Raw genomic sequence first — 19682 nt, 5'->3', positions numbered from 1 at the left:
AGGCCAGCAAGGTCACCTCAAGGCTTGACTACAACCCGCGCCGGCCGAAACCACCACCCCTGTTGCATCCCTGCCGCTGCCAGCAGTATCAGCCCAACCCCCAACCATTGCAGCGGCGCCAGCCGGTGCCCGAAGGCCACCCAGTCCACCAGAATCGCCGCAATCGGGTATATGAACGACAGCGCCCCCGTCAACGCCGTAGGCAAACGCTGAATGGCGCTGTACAACAGCACGTACATCACGCCGGTATGGACGATGCCCAGCGTCAACAGGCTGGCCAGCGCTGGCACTTCACCCGGCAATCCACCGAGCTTGACCCACGGCGCCAGCAACAGCACGCCCGTCGTTACCTGAATCAACGCAATCAGGTGAGGTGGCGTGCCACTCAGCCGCTTGATGATCAATGCCGCAATGGCATACAAAAACGCCGCGCCAAGTGCCAGGGCGATGCCCAGCAGATAGTCTTCGCCACCGCCCTGCCCCGCGCCATGGGCACTGACGATGGCCAACATGCCGAGGAAGGCGACACTCAGCCAAGTGACCTTGGCCAGGGTGATCTTCTCGCCCAGGAAAAGCGCCGCCAGCCCCACCAGCATGAACGGCTGTACGTTGTACACCGCTGTCCCGATGGCGATTGACGCTCGGGAATACGAGGCAAACAACAGCAGCCAGTTACCGACAATGGCAACGCCGCTGGCAATCGCCAACAGGAACGCCGTGCGGCTGATCACCCCGGGCCGCAGAAAGCCGAAAGCGGCGCAAATCACCAGCAAGGTCACGGCGCCGAACACGCAGCGCCAGAACACCACTTCGAGCACCGGCTGCCCGGACACCAGCACGAACCAGCCGATGGTCCCCGAAATCAGCATGGCGGCGACCATTTCCAGCGAGCCACGGCGCAATGAACTGTCCATCTCACACCTCCCGTTGACGATGGCAACAGTATGCAAAGGTTACCGCTAAGCCTTCCAGCGGATAACAAAGGCAAACTCACAGCCTTGCCTTTACTATCAAGGCAAATAACGCGAACTACCTGACGAGGTGACCATGACCGATGCCATCGACCAACTGTTGATCAATGCACTGATGGAAGACTCGCGCCGCTCGCTCAAAGCCCTGGCCCAAGTCAGCGGGCTGTCCGCGCCCAGCGTCAGCGAGCGCCTGCGCCGCCTGGAAGAGCGTGGCGTGCTGCGCGGTTATACCGTGGAGGTCGACCCGCGTGCCTTCGGTTACCAGTTGCAGGCTATCGTGCGCATCCGCCCACTGCCGGGCCAGTTGCAGGAGGTGGAACGGCAGATCATTGCCATTCCCGAGTTCACCGAGTGCGACAAGGTCACCGGCGAAGACTGTTTCATTGCCCGGTTGCATGTGCGCTCGATGGAGCAGTTGGACACCCTGCTTGACCGCATCAATGTGCTGGCCGAGACCAACACCGCCATCATCAAGAAAAGCCCGGTGAAGCGGCGGTTGCCGCCGATGGACTGAGTTGGCCTCTTCGCGGGCTCGCCCGCTCCCACAGGGATTGCGCACCGCTTAGGCCTGTCGTGACCCTGTGGGAGCGGGCATGCCCGCGAAGAGGCCGGCGCAGGAAAAGCTGACTATTTTTTGTACACACAAATGTCACCATAAGTGCCATTTTTGTGTGCACTTTTTCCAGTAACGCCCCATTGCGTTACACACTCCCCGCAACTAATTTTGACCATTCGATCAACTAACTAGTCCGTAGAAAATTTAAACCTGTTCATTCGGTCAACTTATACCTTCTTTATTTCATTAACTTATCTTTCAACAAGATAGGTTCGAAATGTCCATCTGTTGAAACTTGCTTTTCCTTGGCATGGAACTCGCTTTTGTGTGCTTGTGTTTTGTATACAACTTAAACAAAACATAAATACACAAGAACCCGCGACGCCGGTCCAAAGCCGGCCGCCGCGCCCAGAACCCTGTGATGCCAAGCTGCACCGACGAGATGGCGAGCCCGTGCGCATGCCCGCTCATCGCAGTCAACGTGCATCAGGAGCCCGCCGGAATGAGTAGCAGCCTCGACCTTGCCCCTGAACTATCCGTCGCCAGCACCCACCCCGCTTCCAACCTCGTCGGCAATGCGCCGGAACTGGCCCTGAGCCCGCGCCTGCACAACCGCGACCTTGCCCCGACCCGCGCCGAAGGGCGGCGCTGGGGTGGCTACAGCATCTTCGCCTTGTGGACAAACGATGTGCACAATATTGCCAACTATTCGTTCGCCATGGGCTTGTTCGCCCTCGGTCTGGGTGGCTGGCAGATTCTGCTGTCGCTGGCCATTGGCGCGGCGCTGGTGTACTTCTTCATGAACCTGTCCGGCTACATGGGGCAGAAAACCGGGGTGCCGTTCCCGGTCATCAGCCGCATTGCCTTCGGCATCCATGGTGCACAGATACCCGCGCTGATCCGCGCAGTCATTGCCATCGCCTGGTTTGGCATCCAGACCTACCTGGCCTCGGTGGTGCTGCGCGTGCTGCTTACCGCCGTGTGGCCGCAAATGGCAGCCTACGACCATGACAGCATCCTTGGCCTGTCGAGCCTGGGCTGGGTGTGTTTCGTGTCGATCTGGCTGGTGCAGCTGGTGATCCTGGCCTACGGCATGGAGATGGTGCGCCGCTACGAGGCCTTCGCCGGCCCGGTGATCCTGCTGACCGTGGCCGCCCTGGCAGTGTTCATGTACTTCAAGGCCGACGCACGCATCGCCTGGTCGGTCGCCGAGCCCCTGACCGGCGTTGACATGTGGCGCAACATCTTTGCCGGCGGCGCATTGTGGCTGGCCATCTACGGCACCCTGGTGCTGAACTTCTGTGACTTCGCCCGCTCCTCGCCGTGCCGCAAGACCATCCGCGTCGGCAACTTCTGGGGCCTGCCGGTGAACATCCTGGTGTTTGCCGTGATCACCGTGGTGCTGTGCGGCGCGCAGTTCCAGATCAACGGCCAGATCATCGACAGCCCGACCCAGATCGTCGCCGCCATCCCTAGCACGTTGTTCCTGGTACTGGGCTGCGTGGCCTTCCTGATTGTCACCGTGGCGGTGAACATCATGGCCAACTTCGTCGCCCCGGCCTTCGTGCTCAGCAACCTGGCGCCACGCCACCTGAACTTCCGCCGCGCCGGGCTGATCAGCGCCACCCTGGCGGTGCTGATCCTGCCGTGGAACCTGTACAACAGCCCGCTGGTGATCGTGTACTTCCTGTCCGGCCTGGGCGCCCTGCTCGGCCCGCTGTACGGGGTGATCATGTCCGACTACTGGTTGCTGCGCAAAGGCTGCATCAACGTGCCGGAGCTGTACACCGAGCACCCGACCGGCGCCTACCACTACAGCAAAGGCATCAACCTGCGCGCCGTGGCCGCCTTCGTGCCGGCTGCGTTGCTGGCCATCGTGCTGGCCCTGGTACCCAATTTCCACAGCGTGGCGCCGTTCTCCTGGCTGATCGGTGCCGGCATCGCCGCCGTCCTGTACCTGCTGATCGCACCGCGCAACCGCCACTACGTTGATGCCAGCGGCGAGTGCATCGCCGTCGACCACAGCAGCCATTAATCAGGGAGGACTGCCCATGCGTATTCTGATCGCCAACGTCAACACCACCGAAGCCATCACCGAAGCCATTGCCCAGCAAGCCCGAGCCGTAGCAGCGCCCGGTACCGAAATCATCGGCCTTACCCCTTGGTTTGGCGCCGAGTCGGTAGAAGGCAACTTCGAAAGCTATCTGGCTGCCATCGCCGTAATGGACCGGGTGCTGGCCTACGAGGGCCCCTACGACGCCGTCATCCAGGCCGGATACGGCGAACACGGCCGCGAAGGCCTGCAGGAATTGCTGAACGTGCCGGTGGTGGACATTACCGATGCAGCCGCCAGCACCGCGATGTACCTGGGCCATGCCTATTCGGTGGTCACCACGCTGGACCGCACCGTGCCACTGATCGAAGACCGTCTGAAGCTTTCTGGCCTATATGACCGCTGTGCGTCGGTGCGGGCCAGCGGGCTGGCGGTGCTGGAGCTGGAAGCTGATCCGCAACGGGCTGTTGAGGCGATTGTCGAGCAGGCGGAACGCGCCGTGCGTGACGACAAGGCCGAAGTGATCTGCCTGGGTTGCGGTGGCATGGCCGGGCTGGACGAGCAGATCCGCCAGCGCACCGGCGTGCCGGTGGTGGACGGTGTGAGCGCAGCGGTGACCATTGCCGAATCACTGGTACGCATGGGCTTGAGCACCTCCAAGGTGCGCACCTATGCCACGCCGCGGGTGAAAAAGGTGGTGGGCTGGCCGGTGCGGTACGGGCGTTAACCTTTTATTTGCCTGTTCCGGTGCATTGCCGGAACAGGCCCCGCAGATCAGGTCGGGCAGCTATGTGTACCGCCATTCAGGCCCTGTCGCACGTTGCGGCTGAGCAGGCTGGCCTTGCCGTCGTGCCAGGTCAGGGTCAGTACATAGAGGGTGTCGAAGTCGTCGCCGCTCCAGTCCTCGGTGATCACCCGTTCTTCACCCAGGGCCTTGCCGGCCACAGTGTTGATCAATTCAGGCAGGTAGCCGTGGGACCAGGCGGTGTAGATGGTCGCATTGCGGTATTTGTCGCTCAGCAGCTCATCGGCCAGATCTTCGGTGTCGTTGGCGCCGTAGTCGATGTTCACCGGCAAGCCGAGGCGGATGGCGCTGGGGGTGATGGTCATCAGCGGGCGGATGTAGCTGTAGCTTTCGTCCTTGCTGCCTTCTTCGACATGCCGCGAAGGGTTGGCGGCAAACACGTAGTCGGCATTGCCGAAGCGCTCCGGCAGCAAGGTTGCCAGGTCCAGTGCACGGTTGAGGCCCTGGCAGTTCAACTGGCCCAGCCCCTCACCCGGCTTCTCGGCATGGCGCAGGAACACCAGGGTCTGGGTGCCATCCACCGGTTCAGCCCGGCTTTCGACAGCCTCCAGCGCCAACGGTACGGCGACGGCCGTGAGTACCAGGCTCAGCAGCAAATGGCGACGACGGCGGAAGAATGTTGGCAACTTCATCAAGGCAGGCTCGTGTGGCAGAGAAAATCGGGTTGACCCGCCACATCGCCCTGCCAGCTGCAGGGCGCCCTTGTAGTGAATGCCATCCTTGGCAACGAGTGAGGGTCAGAGTGCCCTGAACCCGTTTGGTTCCTCCCTGGAGGTGGATGCCGTTCCCTAGGCAAGGCCTAGGTTAGGGGATGGGTGTTGCTAAATTATGTCCGGTCTCAGCTAATCACTCCGGGAGTGGCCGTCACAGCGCCCCCGCAGCTTCGCTCGCAGAGACCGAGTCGAGAATGGTGACATCAAACACCTGTTCGATGACCTGTTTCGGGCCTTGATTCAAACTCCAGGTGAAAAACACCAGAAAACCTAGCAAGAATACAAATAGGACTGAGCCCACGATACTTTGTGCCACACCCAGCCAGAACCCAGGTTTGGCTTGCCTGATTTCACTGCTTGCCTTATCTGAGTAGTACTGTTCAAGCTCAACGGCCTGCGCCGCGATCGAGGCGTCAAGAAAGCCCTGAGCAAGCTGACTGGCCTGATTTCGATAACTCTCGATCTGCGTGGCACTGTTGCTGACATCGTGGAAAGGAGCCAAGTCTTCATCTTTAGGCTCCCGATCATGCTTTGTCTTGAAAGCCTGGATGAACTCGATTTTTTGCCGCTTGTACAACGAATAGGCAATGATACCGAGAGTATCTTGCTCATTTTCCACAAGCACGGAGTAAATGTGGTTGTAACAGCCGTCGGCCATAAGGCTCTCACCCCTTGCGCAGGCGGAAATACGCGGCCGTAAATGCTGCCTTCAGTTCCGAACGGGTCTTTCGCGGATTAGTGATCACACTGGCCAATTCGCGCGGTAGAGAAATTTCCATTCGCGCACCTGATGCCACTAGCAAAGCGTTAGCTTCGCGTACCACCCTTGAGGAAAAATGCGATTTCATGGAACTGCTCCCCTCTCGCTTGTTGAGTCGGCAAGCTTAGCGGCCTCTGAATCTCATCTCAATCAGACACCAGCCGACAGCGCGTGTAGTCCTTTTCCTCAATCATCCCGCGTCAGCACTTCCAGCAATTCGATCTCAAAGGTCAAATCCGAGCCAGGCGGTATCGCCCCCACACTGCGCTCGCCATAACCCAGGTGCGCGGGAACCTGCAGTTTGCGTTTGCCGCCAACGCGCATCCCCATCAGGCCCTGGTCGCAACTATTTCAAATGTGAGTACGACGGGAGTCTCCGAAATCAGGGCTCCAGCACCGCCCATCAAAATAATTAATAAAGTACTTGCATGTTTGAGAGAATTGTGTTGACAAATTCGTAGGTTCTGCTATACTAGACGCTTCTTTTGAGATGTTCTGTCTCAAGCTCTCGTAACACTATTTCCTAAGTTGTTAACACGCACTGGCAGAACTTACAGGCAATGCTTGTGCGTGTTGCATCCTGTTATCAGTCCAGGCAAATGACTGTAATTTCATTGGGACAGTTGTACTGGTTAGTGGGCGCCCTCTGCTCCGCTCACTTCAAGGTATTCCCCGGCCAGGGGAGCAACGATTCTGGCCACTAACATTCAAATTTGCTCGCAACGAGTAATGCTTACACTTCCTATATAAGTGTGATCGCAGCACCCAGGCCCGCGCCTCATCCAGAGAACGGGCCTTTTTCATATCCAATCTAAACAACCAAACATACCAAGGTAATAACTCAATGGCCCAACGCCCACTCCGCAGGCATAGCTGCGAATACTGCTCTCGCATTTTCTTCTCCAGATCTAGCCTCTCTCGCTTCTGCTGTGTCGCCCACCAAGTAGCCACATGGAGAAAGAACAATGCCACTAAAACCCAGGCTGAACTTGAAATCGAATATGAACTTCAAGAAGCTCAGAAGACAACAGGCCAAGAGGCTGCTTAAATGAAACTGTACCATCAAATTGACCGCTCATCCGGCGAAGTTCTTGGGCTGACTTCAGCCCGCTATGACCTGGAAACCTTCGACTACCTTCTAGACCATGACGAAGACTGGAAGTTTCTAGACGCCTGGCGTAAGTCCTGGCCAGATGTTAAGCCGCTGGCGTCAGAGCTAAAACTTTTCCGTAAGTGGACGAACATTCAGCGTCAGTTCAAAGCTCTCCACCTTCGCCCTGAAGGGATCGCACAATGACCGATACCAACGTGTGGCTAGAGGCCAATAAAAGCAACGGTGCTCTTCTAAGCTACTTCCTGGACCGCCCAACTACTCAATCCGCAGCAGTGGATTACATTGAAGCGACTCAGGATGAACTTCTGTACTTGAACACCCTAGAGGACTACATTCTCCCTGCTGGCACAGTAGTAACTCTGAGTGACCTACAAGAGCACAGGGAGCGCCTACAAGAGGCGAAAATAGCAAAGGCAGCCCAACATATCAGGGCAGCCCAGAAACCCCCTCAGAAGCCCTCCCAGGACGCTACAGTGGCAAGTAATAAGCACTCCCCGACCAACACAACTAAATTCAAAGCCGGGTTCAAGCCGGTTCGCCAACCACGGAAGTAATTATGACCGCGAAATATAAATACGGCATCGACGTTGCGGAGTTCTTCACACACGACGCCGACGAACTTCAGAAGTTAGTAGACCAACGCACCGCGCAGTATTACCGCCACTCTCAGTCTCCAGCCCGGCCTCAGCTAGGTGCTCACGTTGATTGGTTTAGTGACAAGCCTCTCGCCTACGCCCTTCAAGATATGCTTGAGTGGACTAATAAAGGGTACGCTATCGCTGCTGCTTTCCATGAGCCGCTATATCTGAAGATTCAACTCAAGAAGCCCCAGGAGATGATTGACGCTGATCTAGTTGGACTGGCAAAAGAAGTAGCAGAGGCATATGCCGAAAGCCGCTATGCCCGCAACGTTGCAGAGACTGCCCGCCAAGTTGAAATCACCCTAGCCCGCGAAATTCGGGAGCAAGAGGCGGCAGCAGCGAAAGCCCTGGCTGATAAAGTGGAAGCAGCACGCCAGAAAGCACACGCCGCCTTGATCGCTGAATACAACAAGCCTGCCAAGGGTAAGGCCAAGGTAGAGGCAGCAGCGTGAGTAGCGAGTACGAACACACCAAAGCCCTGGGGGTCAGCTTCAATGCTGCTGACTTCCACACACTGAATCACTACGCCCGCAAACACAAGATGCCAGTTCGAGAGTTCATCGAATGGATGGTCACTTGTTACATTACCTCTATGCGGGCAGAGGAACAAAAGGCTAAAGCCAAGCAACTCTAGCCTCAAGGATTATATATGGCAGCAGGATTACAGATTTTCGATGCTAGCGGGAACCTAGTGCTCGACGGCACTCGGAGGATTGGCAAGATCGTCAGCACATTTGCAAGTGGCCTAGCAAACTCCTCTCGGGTAATTCCAGGGCTATTAGACTCGGGAACGCCCTTTCACTACATCACTACAGATGCTGACTATTTCAGCGAGCACATTGCATACCCAGACATAACGATTAGTGGCAACACTGTTAGCTGGACTTTCCTAGACTATGCAATCCCCGTAAGCCCTTATGGCCCTGCACCTAGACGCAGTGTTGAAATCAGCGTGGGAGTGTTCTAATGGCGGTTGGACTCAAGGTATATACAGATGAAGGGATCTTGCAAATAGACTCTGACTTCAAAACTATCTCACCAACGTTCAAACAGACATTTACAGGCCCATATAGCAATGACGGCAATACAGCCTTCATCGGCACCTGGTATCAGTTCACTATGTATATCCCTGCTGACGTTAAGTTCCTGTTCTTCGGCTCTTCTACAGATCGAAGCATCGCCCTTTTCAAGAAGTCTGGAACGTCTCACACCTTCCGAACTTCAGCACAGGGCACCATAGAGATATATGGCTTCAGAGAGGCACCACCAGTAGCCTCAACTGGTAGCTATGGAATGCAGCTATTCAATGAGAGCGGAGAATTGACCTTCGACTCTAATAGTAACTTCATGAAAATCTCTAACGCCTTCAGCGTGCCTACATCCGGGCTGCAAGTGCAATCCTACCCAGTACCTGGGCGGACATATGCCGTTGGCCTAGGCGTCTACCCCAAGCAATGGAGGGGGGCTTCACAGGCTGGCGTGCCTTGGGGCGTGTTGATGTCCTATTGCTTACAGGTAGGACCTACATCAGGTGGCGGCGGACTAACAGCAATCGCTTCACGCCCTTGGGGCAGTGCTGGCGACCCGCCCCCCGGCCAGATGCCATTGGCGCCAGCTCCCACAGTGCTGACAGTGGATGTCACCGGCCTGTAGTCATCAAGCCCGGCTATCAACTTGATGCAAACATACGATTGGCAATTGCCACCCGCCTTCTAATAATAGCGTCCCTCCCCAAATAACCGCCCAGACAATCAAGCCGATATGGCCGCTGATTTCATCGGGTTCCTGCTGCCTGGAGAAGGGTAAAAAGGTGCACGCCAGGTAGGTACGTATTTGTCGCAATATCTGGCTGTAGCCCTAGTGCCACGCGGCCTCGCCATTTTTAACTTTTCATTTTTTGGAGTTTCACCATGCGGATTTCACTCAACGAAAACGCTACTGCCAGCCTGCTTGCCTTCATGGCCTCGCGTGGCATTTCAAACCCTACACACGGCCTGAACGTGCTCCTCACCCTGGCCAGCCAACTTAACTTGATCCCTGCAAGCGTGGACGCCAATGGCAACAGCCGAGAACAAAAAGCATCCTGAGTACCCTTGCACCAAGTGCGGGATGATGTTTCGGCGTCGTCCTGGGGGATCATCCACTTGCAGCAGAGCTTGTGCCAAGGCAGTGGAGCGCCAGCAGAAGGCGCCAACCCTAACCGCCAGGCAAAAGAAGATCGAACGTCGCAAACTTCGCCTACTGGAGTGTGCCTTCGGATATTGGTTCCTAGATCAAGCCAAGCGAGCGGGGACGGTCCAGACCTACCAGGGCATCATGGCCACTGGCCTACACCTACTCTACGAATTGCACGTTTACCGCAAGCAACGCTACGGCTGGGTAACAGGTGGCCACGGCAAAGACTTGTTCCAGCTTTGCCACGTCCAGCCCCTTGTTGGTCGCGATGGCAGCACCGGCCTCACCACTCCAGAGAACTTGTTCACCGGCATTGCAAAGCTCAACCAGCAGCAGAGCAACAAGCCAGTCAACTCTTGGGCTGGCGCCTCTATCCCTGTATCTGCCCGTAAACGGAAGTGGAACATCACTGAGGATATGCCTCGGGATCAGGTGCTACAGAAGATCGCTGATTTCCTAGGCCCCGAGCTGGACACCTTCCTAGATGAACTAGACAAGATTCCCCAGCGAACAGTAAAGCTCCGCCTGGCCGGGACAGTCTTCAAACACCAGGGCGACGAACTATACGAACCACTCGACCGCCGATACACCAAGGCAGAGCTTGAAGCCTTGGATGTGGAAGTGTTGCAGCAACTTGATGCTATCCAGAATGGCAGGACAGGCAGTAAGAAGTTCACTGCCGCCAATTGCCCAGTAGACTCTGAGCTGGGCGTGCTCCGCGACGAACTTGCCCGTTTCTCTGACCTGCTCCCTGGGGGGCAGCAGAGGGATAATTGCCGCCATATGCTGAAGCTGGTGCAAGTGTTGGGTATCTACCTTACGCAGACCAACGATAAGCAGGGTACAGCCCGTAGCCGATTCCTACAGATTGGCAACGCTACATGGTCGCCACTCCGCTACTACTGCCCAAGCAACCCTTGGAAGCCGTCCGTTGCAGCACTGGATGCAGACAAGGCGATGTTGATTAAGTCGATGATCGAAGCCGCACAGGCAGCACTACAGGGTCTCGACATTCCCGCTCAAATGCTTGAAGCACGGTTGCTGAAGCGGATGCACTTGAACATCCTTTCTCCCGCTATCCCTGCCCCGGATCAGTGGAGCTGGGAAGCCTGCGGATCAGACCAGCAAAGCTACATTGAAAACTTGTACGTCTCCCTTGAACCAACGTGGCAAGCCTTGCTCGACGTTGGCCTATGCACAACAGTAGCGGTTGTAGATGCTCGGGTAGCCGTACTGGCAAATCTTGATGATGCAATTGAGAAGGCACGCCAGGACTACCGGAGCCAGCCCCGCTATACGAAGTGGAACGTACCTTTTGAAGGCTACCCACAGTGGCTGGAACGCCTACCAGGGGTAGAGGACAGGTACAGAGCCGCAGCCTGATACCCCGATAACTAATTGCCGATCTAACCAGTATCTAATTGCCCTCGGGCGTCTGTTCTGGCTCTCTCGCACCCTCACACCCCTACAGGCCCCTATTAACAGGGCCCTGCATCGCAGGGGGTTAAGAACTTATCCCTTGAGTCAGATTTTCAACAGTTTCTGTGCGGAGTTACCGCTACAGGGCGTGCCCTCAGAAAATCAATGTTTTGCACCTCTCTCCAGCCCGCCACCGTGCGGGCATTTTTGTGCCTGGAGGAAAGCCACGCTTGTATTCAGATGAGTACACCCTTGAGAACACAAAGAAGTGAATACAGGGCACACCTAGAATCCGTATTCATTAGCGTTGCTTTTGATTTTGAATACAGCCATACTCTCTGTATCTAGAGGCAAATGAATACAGAGGGCAAGGAAATGGCAAAGGTCGGATACATTCGCGTTAGCTCGGTTGACCAGAACACAGACCGCCAGCTTGACGGCATCACCCTGGACAAGGTTTTCACTGAGAAAGTGAGCGGGGCTACCACAGAGCGCCCCCAGCTCCAGGCGATGCTTGAGTATGTCCGCGAAGGGGACTCTATCGTAGTCCACTCCATCGACCGCCTAGCCCGCTCCCTGGCCGACCTGCTGAAACTGGTAGAGGACCTGAACAAACGTGGAATCCATATCCGCTTCAACAAGGAACAGCTTGAGTTCACTGGTGAAGACAACCCGATGCAGAAGCTGATGCTCTCGATGATGGGCAGCTTTGCTGAGTTTGAGCGGTCAATGATTAGAGAGCGCCAGCGGGAAGGCATCGCCAAGGCTAAGGAGAAAGGCGTCTACAAGGGCCGCACCAAGACAGTGGATGATGATGCTATCCGTACCGCTATCGCTGAGGGGCAATCGTTCCGCAAGGCTGCCGAGAGCCTGGGAGTGAGCCTGAGCACCGTACAGCGTGCAATGAAAGCGGCTGTGTAACGCTATAGGGAGCGATTACAGAAAAAATCCCGGATGGCCTGTGTCACCCAGAGGATATTTCAAAAAGACGATTACCGGTCCCCTGGCGAGCCGCAAAGGGTATTAAGCACCGCTTGCCATCTGACTAAGTTTCAGCCGCTTTCCCCGATACCCTATCTGATATTTTACTGCCTGGATCACAGGCCATATTCCGAACAGGGCAGGTACCGTAGAAAAAATTTTAGGTGGCAGCCGCCCTGGAAAAATTGCCCCCCACTCAGCTTAAATTCCAGCCCAGAGCCCTGCCAGCAAGCCTTACCGTCATGTAATATCCCAGAACTGTGCATCACCGCCGGGATAAGGAAATCAACGATATGGACGACAAGGCCGCTGCAACCGCTGATGCCCTAGAACTACTGATGATGAACCAGACAGCCCTGAGAGCCGCCATCGAGGAAGTGAGCACCTGGATACGCCAGCGTGGCTCTGTGAACGTCCACGACAATGCAATGGTAGCTTTGCAGGCCCTCGACACAAACGCGGATGCTATCGCTTCAGCGATTGAACGCATCCGATATTGATGCACTGCGAGCCACCATCGACTGAGCCACTTTTCAAACCTATCGTGCCTACTGAAGATTTGAGGGAACAATGAGCAATCAAGCATTAGACCTATTGATAGAGTGCGAATTACTCAAGCCTAATGGTGGCGTTGTAGACTTGGAGCGTGTACCAAAACACGAACTGAGCCGCCGCCTCACATATTTCGTCAAGGCTAGGCAGAGCGGCATTTTTAAGGAAGTTGAAGCTCACCCTAAGGATGCTCGACTTAACGCCCAATTCAGCACATGGTCAGCCCAGTTCTCAAGAGAAAGCACTCTCTCGTCTCTGCTGGTATACAATCGCGTAGTATTGAACGATCCGTTAGTATCGGCTGACTCGAACATCAGTTATGAAAAGCTGCTTGCAGGACTACAATTTTATAGCTGGCTGCACCCGTTGATAAGGGCTGGATTTGTCGCCATATACCCGATTGACTACTATGACAAACCTAGCGAAGAAATTCCCTTACTCATTTCGGAGGATGCTTTCAGGTCCTCAATTTCTCCCGCAATCCATGACTTCGCGCACTCGAATGCAATCCTCAAGTCAGCCATAGCGGGCGATAATAATGACATGTACATATTAAGAGAGGAGGCTCACGTCAAACGGCGCTCAGCTCTTGTTGTAACATTCAACAATGACCACCTGTATTCAGGAGTGTCTCTCTTTAAGCACTCCACAACGGACAACTTCAGGCGCGAAGGCGGCAGAATCTATTACAGGGAAACCTGGGATAAGAACGAAATACTATCCGAGGAGAAGTTTAAGCACTGGGCTTACCAGGCCACAAACCAGGCGATCATCGCTCGCTTAAAAGCCATATGCAACCAGGCAGCACTTGCACAAGAGCTGGGCAATACTTACTTAACCGAGTCCCAGTTTGAATCAACCTTACTCTCGCTTTCAAACACTACGGGAACTGACACTATTTCACCGTGCGTCAAGTTCCTGGAATTGAATAATAGCTTTATCAATATTGAATCCCCTGACACTATAGTCACGCTAAGAGACAAGCACGCAGGCGCCTTTGAGCGCTTCAATAGTTCATTACTTTCCGTAAGTGATGAGCTTTATGGCACAGATGCAAACGCATTTGACCGAAAGTGTGAGGCACTTTTCCACAGGGACATTATGCCTCAGGTAGATGAGATACGCGGAGCGGTAGGGCAAATAGGCGCCGGCTTCCTGAAGGGGACGCTTCTATCGCTTGGTGGTATTGGCTTGGCAATCGGCACTGGCTCAGCAGTTGCGTTAGTACCTTCACTCCTAGCGTCGGTATCAACAGGACTGACTGAAACACTGCCAGCAATCCGGCAACTTCAGTCGTACAAAAAACGTCCAGGTTACATATGGCATCGACTAGTTAAGCGATAAAGACCTTGGAGCGCTAGGGACTGCCTTCAGCCCCCACAGCTTTGTCATCAAGGCTGGTGCTGGTTGTGCCTTCTAAGTAGTTGCTGCAACGGGTTCAACTGGTCGAGTTGATCGGCTGTCCGTTCTGGCTTGGGCACAAGGTGCGGCTTCGGGAACACCTTTATCAGTTCATCCAGTGGCTTAAATTTCAACCCAAGCGGGTTCGCTGCTGGCTCATCCTGGACGGTAGTCTCGTAGTGGCGAAGCAGGTAATAGCCTGTGGACCGCTCAGTACCTTTGTACGCCCATTCAAGCCCCTCCTCGCCCGGCCAGTTGACCGTCATCCTTGCGTCACTTCTGACAGTGATGGAGTAGCCGACGCCCTTCAGCAATGCCGCCAGCTTAATGGAATCATCCTCCAGTAGTTCACCCTCAACACGGACGGCGCCAAAGGTATCGAGCGGGCTTTCCGTGCGTTCCAACACTACCAGTTCGGCATTGAGTGCTTCCCGCTCAGCTTGCCGGGCTGTTAGCTGGCTGATGACTTCAGGGATAGCTCCAACCGTTTCGATGGCCTTGGCCAGGTCAGAGAGTTTCCGTGCAACGTCTTCAAGCTCGCCCTGGATGGCGAGTATCCGTTTCTGGTTGACGGTTAGTTGCTGGCGCTGGAATGCAGTCTCCACCGCACCGAGGGAGGTGTTAACGCGGATGTAGTCAAGGACAGGCTTCGGGATGGTGCGTGTGTTGTCGCACCCTGCATCCTTGAGCCGCTGACGATTGAGGCACCGCATACTGTGCGGGTGGCCGTCCTTGTTCTGCATTATGTAGTTCCCGCCGCAGTGGCCACACTTCACCAGGCCGACAAGGAAGTGCTTTGCAGTCTTTGCCGGGCGAGTCGTCTTTGCTTCCTTGCCCCGCTGCTGGGCACGGACGAACAGGTCCGGCTCAATGATCGCCTCGTAGACGTTAGGGATGTCGTTCCAGTACCCGATGACGGTCCTGTTTCGTAACCAGCCTTCGACGGTAGGCCCCGAGCACTTAGCAAGCTCCGGCTCGCCAGTTTCCCGCATACGCACAGAGATAGTGGCCTTCCCAACGCCAGCCGCGTACAGCTCAAAGGCGGCTTTGACGTGCTTGGCAATCCGCTCGATGACAACGCCTTCAACGGTCAACCAGACGGGCGTGTGCCGTTTTACCTTCGGCCCCGTGCTTTCCGTACTTTGATCCGATAGCGCCAGCGCCCTGGCACGGCGGATGTCGTAAGACTGGATGGTCACACGGGACAGGTTCACCGAGTACAGGTTGGCAGCCTGAATCTTGCCTATCAGCAGGTGGATATATGAGCCGTTGGCGTTTGCTCGGTTGTAGACGTTCCCGTCATCCAGGGTGACAATTGATACACCGGCCTTCAGGATGGGCGTGAGCAAGTCGAGCATGTCTACAGTATCCAGGCGCCCCGTTCGGTCGATAGCCTCAACCAGAACAACGTCACCCTCTCTGATCACTCCAGCCTTGACCGTATCGAGGAGCTTGCCGAAGCCCCCGCCCTTCCCGACGTGCTCCCCCTTGAAGCCGGATTTCGCCAGGTCCTCAAACCTTAGGTCGCTCAACCTGTAGTCAGGATTCTTTTCCAGCCACTTGGCTATCTCACGCTGCTGGCGCTCTACAGAGTTAGAGCTGTACTGCCGAAAGCTGGAAAAGCGAACGTAAGATATGGCCTGTTTCATTGCGGTCTCCTAAGGGCGGGCGAGCATACCAGCCCATAGGGTCACATTTAAAGAACGTGGTCCCAGCCCTTGATCACCCGACCGGTGCCGATCACGCACTGGAACGGCTTGCCGCGTGACCAGGATGAGTCGAGCTCGCTGCCGTCGGCCAGCCAGCCGGTGTACTGGGTGGTGATCAGGGCGCCTTTGACGGCGGCTTTGCCTTCACCCTCGACCAGGTCGATGATCTGTAGTTCTTGGCTCATGGGCACACTCCAACGCTTAAAAACAAAGCCGCCTTTTTCTCAGGAATGCACCGGCTTGGCAAGCTCACGTGGCGTTTCATGCTGGCGCATCGACCACAGCACACCGCCCACCACCAGCACGATCGCCGTGGCTTCCAGCAGGCTCGGCCCGGTCTGACGCCAAACAAAGGCATACAACAGCGCGAACAGGGTTTCGAACACGATCAGTTGCCCGCTCAAGGTCAACGGCAGGCGTTTGGATGCGGCGTTCCACAGCGCCATGGCCAGCCACGAACCCAAAACCGCGCAAGCCAGGCTGGCGGCCCAGAACAACCACCAACGCGACATTGGCGCCTCCACCTGCAACTGTTGTGGCTGCCATAGCGCAAGGCCTGCAACCATCAACAGGCTGGCCAGGCCCGTCATCACCCCGCACAGCACCGACCACTGATGGCTGTCGAAATGGCCGCACTGTTTCAGGTAGCGGCTGTTCTGCACTGCGTACCAGGTCCAGCAGGCCAGGGCAGCCAGCGCGTAGAACAGGCCCATCAGCTTGTCACCGATATCGCCGGGGGCAAACGCGAAGGTTTCGAGGTTGATGCACAGCATGCCAGCAAGAATCAGCGCCAGCGGGCCGACCAGCCGCGCCAGGGGCACCGCGCCGCTGTCGTTGCGGCCGTACAGGGTGATGGTCAGCGGCAATACACCAACGATCAGCGAGGCCGGGGCTACACCCAGCCGCTGGATCGCCGCCACCAGAAAGACGAAGTACACCAGGTTGCCGATCACTGCCAAGCGCAGCAGCATCCACGCATCGCTTGCGGTGAGCTGGCGCAACTGGCGCGCCATGGGCAGCGCCAGCAGCAGCGAGATCCCCCCGACCATCAGGTAGCGCACGCTGCTCAGCAGCATCGGGTTGAACTCGGGCAGCAGCTCTGGAACCATCAGCACCATGCCCCATAACGCACCGGCCATGCCGGCGTACATCACACCGCGTTTCACGTGTCTGCTCCTGTTTCAAGATGGGCGCAGGCTACCTGCATGCGGCGTGTCGGGCAAAAGATGAATGCGCATGGTGGCATTCCCGGGAGGAATGAGCCCTACACGTATCGACAGACGGCTATCAGCTGTTCTGCTCGAACACCTCTTGGCCGGTCAGCTCTTTGGTCTGGTTGGCGAAGCAGTACCAGGCGGGCTTCTGCTCGACAAAAATCTGCAGATCGAAATCCCATGCCTGGTCCCCATCCAGCAGGCCGACCGGCACCGCATGGAAGTCGTTGGCCTTCAGCCGGTAATACAGGTGGGTGCCGCATTGGCCGCAGAAGCCTCGCTGGGCCCAGTCGGACGAGTCGTAGACGCTGGGAGCACACCCTTCGATCACCGGTGGCTGGCTGCAATGCACCACCAGCAACGGCCCGCCGGTCCACTTGCGGCACATGCTGCAATGGCAGGCGCTGATATGGGTGTTGTCGACGGTGACCTTGAGCGTGGTGGCGCCGCACAGACAGGTGCCTTGTTTTTCCATGGCCATGGCTGGCTCCTTTAGCGAGGATTGGGCCAGCAATTATAGATGCCAGCTCTTTGTGGGAGCGGCCTTGCGTCGCGATTGGGCCGCAAAGCGGCCCCCGAATATCGCGCTGTTGCTGAATCCGGGGGGCTGCTTTGCAGCCCAATCGCGACGCAAGGCCGCTCCCACAGATATCCGTGCACTCCCTTAGATGTATGCGGTACCGCGCAGGTACAACGCCGCTCGCCCGCTGATGATCACCCGGCCATTGCCCGGTACTTCACACAGCAGCTGGCCTTTGCGTGCCCCGCCCTGCTCGCAGCTCAGCACCTGCTTGCCCAGGCGCTCAGCCCACACTGGCGCCAGCGAGGTGTGTGCCGAGCCGGTGACCGGGTCTTCGTTCACACCAACCCGTGGGCCGAACCAGCGGGTGACGAAATCAAAGCCACGCCCTGCCGCCGTCACGGCAATGCCGCGCACGTCGAAGGCCGACAGCGCCACAAAATCCGGCTTCAGTGTGTCGAGCAACAGGGCGTCATCGATCACGACTACATAGTCATCGCTGCGGTACACCGCCTGTGCCTGGCTCAGGCCCAGCGCTTGCAGCAGGCCCGCCGGGGTTTCCACTGTGGCCGGTTGCTTGGCCGGGAAGTCCATGGCCAGCAGCCCGTCGGTGCCACGGCTGACGCGCAATTCGCCGCTGCGAGTGTTGAAGCGCAGCACCTGCACCTGCTCTCCCAGCTGCTCGAACAGCACATAAGCCGACGCCAGGGTGGCGTGGCCGCACAGGTCAACTTCCACGGTCGGGGTGAACCAGCGCAGGTCGAAGGTTTCGCCCTTGCGCACGAAGTAGGCGGTTTCCGACAGGTTGTTTTCTTCGGCAATGCGCTGCAGCACATCGTCGGGCAGCCAGGCTTCAAGCGGGATTACCGCCGCCGGGTTGCCACCGAACGGTTCAGCGGAAAATGCATCGACCTGGAAGATTTCGAGTTGCATGCACACACTCCTTGTTGCCCAGGCGTTGCCAGGCAGATATCTGGAAAGGGGTTACTGGCGCACCGGGGTCAGTACTGGCTCACCGGCAAAGAACGCCTGCAGGTTTTGCAGCACCAGGGTCACGGTATCGCGCGCAGCCTCCGGCGATTGGCCGGCCACATGGGGCGTGAGCACGGTGTTGGCCAAGGCCTTGAGGGCATCAGGCACCGCCGGTTCGTCGTCGAACACGTCGAGCGCGGCGCCGGCCAGCTTGCCTTGCTGCAGGGCGGCCACCAAGGCGGCGGTGTCGACCACGCTGGCCCGGGCGATATTCACCAGATAGCCCTTGCCGCCCAGCGCCTCCAGTACCTTGGCATCGACCAGATGCTGGGTATTGGCGCCACCGGGGGTGGCCACGACCAAGATGTCGACGGCAGCGGCCAGGTGCAGCGGGCTGTCGTACCAGGTGTAAGGCACACCTTCGCGCGGGGTGCGGCTGTGGTAGCTGACGGGCATGTCGAAGCCCAGGTTGGCGCGCGTGGCAATGGCCTGCCCCACCGCCCCCAGGCCAAGAATGCCCAGGCGCTTGCCACTCACCGACGGGCTGATTACCCGGTTCCACTCGCCGCGGCGGGTGCTGGCGTCAGCACGGGGAATATCGCGCAGCAGCGCCAGCAACAGCGCCAGGGTGTGGTCGGCGACTGCGCTGGCATTGGCACCCGCGCCGTTGGTAACGGTGATGCCGCGGGCGGCGGCGGCAACCAGGTCGACCTGCTCGTAGCCAGCACCGATCACGCAGATGATCTGCAGGTTGGGCAACGCGTCGATTTCGGCGGCTGTCAGGCCCAGCGGGCCGCGCGTGAGCACGGCATCGATTTCGCTGGCGTGGCGCTGGATGGCGTCGGCGCGCAGTTGTGGCGAGGGGGCGCGGATCAGAAGGTAACCGGCCTGTTCTAGCAGCGGCAGGTAATCATTGACGGTTTCCACCAGCACCAGGACTGTCTTGCGCATGCCACCTCCGGGTCAATTCGAGGCGCCATTATGCGGAGTCACCAGCCAGTACAGTCAATTGAAATTACAAGGCAAAACTGTACTGTGCTGCTCCGCTCCGCTGTAGCCGTTGATCTTGATCTTGATCTTGATCGTCGCGACTTCAGGAGGCCGAACGCAGGCCTCCTGAAGTCGC

The 19682-nt window shown here is 57.2% G+C and carries 21 protein-coding genes and 2 pseudogenes; 12 read left to right on the top strand and 11 right to left on the bottom strand.

Annotated features, from left to right (window positions below; all coding sequences use genetic code 11):
• Nucleotides 1-17 precede the first annotated feature (17 nt).
• Nucleotides 18-914, bottom strand: a complete 897-nt coding sequence (locus AK81_RS05095; RefSeq protein ID WP_043197212.1) for a DMT family transporter — start codon at nucleotides 912-914, stop codon at nucleotides 18-20.
• Between the two features lie 133 nt (nucleotides 915-1047).
• Between AK81_RS05095 and AK81_RS05090 the strand changes: the two genes are divergently transcribed.
• The 3 genes from AK81_RS05090 (at nucleotide 1048) to AK81_RS05080 (ending at nucleotide 4307) form a co-directional block, all read left to right on the top strand.
• Nucleotides 1048-1485: an Lrp/AsnC family transcriptional regulator gene (locus AK81_RS05090; RefSeq protein WP_043197208.1), complete on the top strand. Its 438-nt coding sequence runs from the start codon at nucleotides 1048-1050 to the stop codon at nucleotides 1483-1485.
• Nucleotides 1486-2029: 544 nt separating this feature from the next.
• Nucleotides 2030-3562 (top strand): NCS1 family nucleobase:cation symporter-1, encoded by a 1533-nt coding sequence (locus tag AK81_RS05085; protein ID WP_043197205.1) that lies wholly within the window; start codon nucleotides 2030-2032, stop codon nucleotides 3560-3562.
• 16 nt (nucleotides 3563-3578) lie between these two features.
• The gene (locus AK81_RS05080) at nucleotides 3579-4307 is read left to right on the top strand and encodes an aspartate/glutamate racemase family protein (protein ID WP_043197203.1); all 729 of its coding nucleotides are present in this window, start codon (nucleotides 3579-3581) and stop codon (nucleotides 4305-4307) included.
• Between the two features lie 47 nt (nucleotides 4308-4354).
• Here AK81_RS05080 and AK81_RS05075 read toward each other — a convergent pair whose 3' ends face one another.
• The 4 genes and pseudogenes from AK81_RS05075 to AK81_RS05065 all read right to left on the bottom strand — a co-directional run.
• Nucleotides 4355-5017 (bottom strand): hypothetical protein, encoded by a 663-nt coding sequence (locus AK81_RS05075; RefSeq protein WP_043197201.1) that lies wholly within the window; start codon nucleotides 5015-5017, stop codon nucleotides 4355-4357.
• Between the two features lie 232 nt (nucleotides 5018-5249).
• Nucleotides 5250-5756: a hypothetical protein gene (locus AK81_RS05070; protein WP_043197200.1), complete on the bottom strand. Its 507-nt coding sequence runs from the start codon at nucleotides 5754-5756 to the stop codon at nucleotides 5250-5252.
• Between the two features lie 7 nt (nucleotides 5757-5763).
• Nucleotides 5764-5946, bottom strand: a complete 183-nt coding sequence (locus tag AK81_RS29110; protein WP_016498589.1) for a hypothetical protein — start codon at nucleotides 5944-5946, stop codon at nucleotides 5764-5766.
• 98 nt (nucleotides 5947-6044) lie between these two features.
• Nucleotides 6045-6200 (bottom strand): annotated as a pseudogene (locus AK81_RS05065) (FKBP-type peptidyl-prolyl cis-trans isomerase); the annotation flags it as partial.
• Between the two features lie 706 nt (nucleotides 6201-6906).
• Here AK81_RS05065 and AK81_RS05060 point away from each other — a divergent pair.
• The 9 genes from AK81_RS05060 (at nucleotide 6907) to AK81_RS29100 (ending at nucleotide 14084) form a co-directional block, all read left to right on the top strand.
• Complete coding sequence (locus tag AK81_RS05060) at nucleotides 6907-7155, top strand: hypothetical protein (protein ID WP_043197198.1); 249 nt, start codon at nucleotides 6907-6909, stop codon at nucleotides 7153-7155.
• Nucleotides 7152-7526, top strand: a complete 375-nt coding sequence (locus AK81_RS05055; RefSeq protein ID WP_043197196.1) for a hypothetical protein — start codon at nucleotides 7152-7154, stop codon at nucleotides 7524-7526. The genes AK81_RS05060 and AK81_RS05055 overlap by 4 nt, the downstream gene beginning before the upstream one ends.
• A gap of 2 nt (nucleotides 7527-7528) precedes the next feature.
• On the top strand, nucleotides 7529-8065 hold the full coding sequence (locus tag AK81_RS05050) for a hypothetical protein (RefSeq protein ID WP_043197194.1): 537 nt from the start codon (nucleotides 7529-7531) through the stop codon (nucleotides 8063-8065).
• 514 nt (nucleotides 8066-8579) lie between these two features.
• On the top strand, nucleotides 8580-9266 hold the full coding sequence (locus AK81_RS29105; protein WP_154100733.1) for a hypothetical protein: 687 nt from the start codon (nucleotides 8580-8582) through the stop codon (nucleotides 9264-9266).
• A gap of 257 nt (nucleotides 9267-9523) precedes the next feature.
• Nucleotides 9524-9700: a hypothetical protein gene (locus tag AK81_RS30125; protein ID WP_160325557.1), complete on the top strand. Its 177-nt coding sequence runs from the start codon at nucleotides 9524-9526 to the stop codon at nucleotides 9698-9700.
• 82 nt (nucleotides 9701-9782) lie between these two features.
• Nucleotides 9783-11171: a hypothetical protein gene (locus tag AK81_RS05040; protein WP_043197190.1), complete on the top strand. Its 1389-nt coding sequence runs from the start codon at nucleotides 9783-9785 to the stop codon at nucleotides 11169-11171.
• A gap of 411 nt (nucleotides 11172-11582) precedes the next feature.
• Nucleotides 11583-12128, top strand: a complete 546-nt coding sequence (locus tag AK81_RS05035) for a recombinase family protein (RefSeq protein WP_043197283.1) — start codon at nucleotides 11583-11585, stop codon at nucleotides 12126-12128.
• A 353-nt stretch (nucleotides 12129-12481) separates the two neighbouring features.
• Complete coding sequence (locus AK81_RS05030) at nucleotides 12482-12688, top strand: hypothetical protein (RefSeq protein ID WP_043197187.1); 207 nt, start codon at nucleotides 12482-12484, stop codon at nucleotides 12686-12688.
• Nucleotides 12689-12758: 70 nt separating this feature from the next.
• Nucleotides 12759-14084: a hypothetical protein gene (locus AK81_RS29100; RefSeq protein ID WP_154100732.1), complete on the top strand. Its 1326-nt coding sequence runs from the start codon at nucleotides 12759-12761 to the stop codon at nucleotides 14082-14084.
• A 47-nt stretch (nucleotides 14085-14131) separates the two neighbouring features.
• Here the strand turns inward: AK81_RS29100 and AK81_RS05025 are convergent, their stop codons facing one another.
• The 6 genes and pseudogenes from AK81_RS05025 to AK81_RS05000 form a co-directional block, all read right to left on the bottom strand.
• Nucleotides 14132-15790, bottom strand: a complete 1659-nt coding sequence (locus AK81_RS05025) for a recombinase family protein (protein WP_050491838.1) — start codon at nucleotides 15788-15790, stop codon at nucleotides 14132-14134.
• Between the two features lie 50 nt (nucleotides 15791-15840).
• Nucleotides 15841-16035: pseudogene (locus AK81_RS05020) on the bottom strand (FKBP-type peptidyl-prolyl cis-trans isomerase); the annotation flags it as partial.
• Nucleotides 16036-16074: 39 nt separating this feature from the next.
• Nucleotides 16075-17016: a DMT family transporter gene (locus AK81_RS05015; RefSeq protein ID WP_043197186.1), complete on the bottom strand. Its 942-nt coding sequence runs from the start codon at nucleotides 17014-17016 to the stop codon at nucleotides 16075-16077.
• A gap of 121 nt (nucleotides 17017-17137) precedes the next feature.
• Entirely contained in the window at nucleotides 17138-17545 is a 408-nt protein-coding gene (locus AK81_RS05010) for a GFA family protein (protein WP_043197185.1), read from the bottom strand.
• 183 nt (nucleotides 17546-17728) lie between these two features.
• Entirely contained in the window at nucleotides 17729-18517 is a 789-nt protein-coding gene (locus AK81_RS05005) for a PhzF family phenazine biosynthesis protein (RefSeq protein WP_043197183.1), read from the bottom strand.
• Between the two features lie 51 nt (nucleotides 18518-18568).
• Nucleotides 18569-19507 (bottom strand): 2-hydroxyacid dehydrogenase, encoded by a 939-nt coding sequence (locus tag AK81_RS05000; RefSeq protein ID WP_043197181.1) that lies wholly within the window; start codon nucleotides 19505-19507, stop codon nucleotides 18569-18571.
• Nucleotides 19508-19682 lie beyond the last annotated feature (175 nt).

The organism is Pseudomonas putida W15Oct28, assembly GCF_000708715.2.
In the GTDB taxonomy this organism is placed as follows: domain Bacteria; phylum Pseudomonadota; class Gammaproteobacteria; order Pseudomonadales; family Pseudomonadaceae; genus Aquipseudomonas; species Aquipseudomonas putida_R.
Note: the sequence above shows the minus strand (reverse complement) of the source record. Positions and strands in the feature narration are given on the sequence as shown.

What these genes read in the sequence shown, in the direction of transcription:
- AK81_RS05095 (WP_043197212.1), bottom strand. Translation starts at nt 914, where the DNA reads ATGGACAGTTCATTGCGCCGTGGCTCGCTGGAAATGGTCGCCGCCATG.
- AK81_RS05090 (WP_043197208.1), top strand. Translation starts at nt 1,048, where the DNA reads ATGACCGATGCCATCGACCAACTGTTGATCAATGCACTGATGGAAGAC.
- AK81_RS05085 (WP_043197205.1), top strand. Translation starts at nt 2,030, where the DNA reads ATGAGTAGCAGCCTCGACCTTGCCCCTGAACTATCCGTCGCCAGCACC.
- AK81_RS05080 (WP_043197203.1), top strand. Translation starts at nt 3,579, where the DNA reads ATGCGTATTCTGATCGCCAACGTCAACACCACCGAAGCCATCACCGAA.
- AK81_RS05075 (WP_043197201.1), bottom strand. Translation starts at nt 5,017, where the DNA reads ATGAAGTTGCCAACATTCTTCCGCCGTCGTCGCCATTTGCTGCTGAGC.
- AK81_RS05070 (WP_043197200.1), bottom strand. Translation starts at nt 5,756, where the DNA reads ATGGCCGACGGCTGTTACAACCACATTTACTCCGTGCTTGTGGAAAAT.
- AK81_RS29110 (WP_016498589.1), bottom strand. Translation starts at nt 5,946, where the DNA reads ATGAAATCGCATTTTTCCTCAAGGGTGGTACGCGAAGCTAACGCTTTG.
- AK81_RS05060 (WP_043197198.1), top strand. Translation starts at nt 6,907, where the DNA reads ATGAAACTGTACCATCAAATTGACCGCTCATCCGGCGAAGTTCTTGGG.
- AK81_RS05055 (WP_043197196.1), top strand. Translation starts at nt 7,152, where the DNA reads ATGACCGATACCAACGTGTGGCTAGAGGCCAATAAAAGCAACGGTGCT.
- AK81_RS05050 (WP_043197194.1), top strand. Translation starts at nt 7,529, where the DNA reads ATGACCGCGAAATATAAATACGGCATCGACGTTGCGGAGTTCTTCACA.
- AK81_RS29105 (WP_154100733.1), top strand. Translation starts at nt 8,580, where the DNA reads ATGGCGGTTGGACTCAAGGTATATACAGATGAAGGGATCTTGCAAATA.
- AK81_RS30125 (WP_160325557.1), top strand. Translation starts at nt 9,524, where the DNA reads ATGCGGATTTCACTCAACGAAAACGCTACTGCCAGCCTGCTTGCCTTC.
- AK81_RS05035 (WP_043197283.1), top strand. Translation starts at nt 11,583, where the DNA reads ATGGCAAAGGTCGGATACATTCGCGTTAGCTCGGTTGACCAGAACACA.
- AK81_RS05030 (WP_043197187.1), top strand. Translation starts at nt 12,482, where the DNA reads ATGGACGACAAGGCCGCTGCAACCGCTGATGCCCTAGAACTACTGATG.
- AK81_RS29100 (WP_154100732.1), top strand. Translation starts at nt 12,759, where the DNA reads ATGAGCAATCAAGCATTAGACCTATTGATAGAGTGCGAATTACTCAAG.
- AK81_RS05025 (WP_050491838.1), bottom strand. Translation starts at nt 15,790, where the DNA reads ATGAAACAGGCCATATCTTACGTTCGCTTTTCCAGCTTTCGGCAGTAC.
- AK81_RS05010 (WP_043197185.1), bottom strand. Translation starts at nt 17,545, where the DNA reads ATGGCCATGGAAAAACAAGGCACCTGTCTGTGCGGCGCCACCACGCTC.
- AK81_RS05005 (WP_043197183.1), bottom strand. Translation starts at nt 18,517, where the DNA reads ATGCAACTCGAAATCTTCCAGGTCGATGCATTTTCCGCTGAACCGTTC.
- AK81_RS05000 (WP_043197181.1), bottom strand. Translation starts at nt 19,507, where the DNA reads ATGCGCAAGACAGTCCTGGTGCTGGTGGAAACCGTCAATGATTACCTG.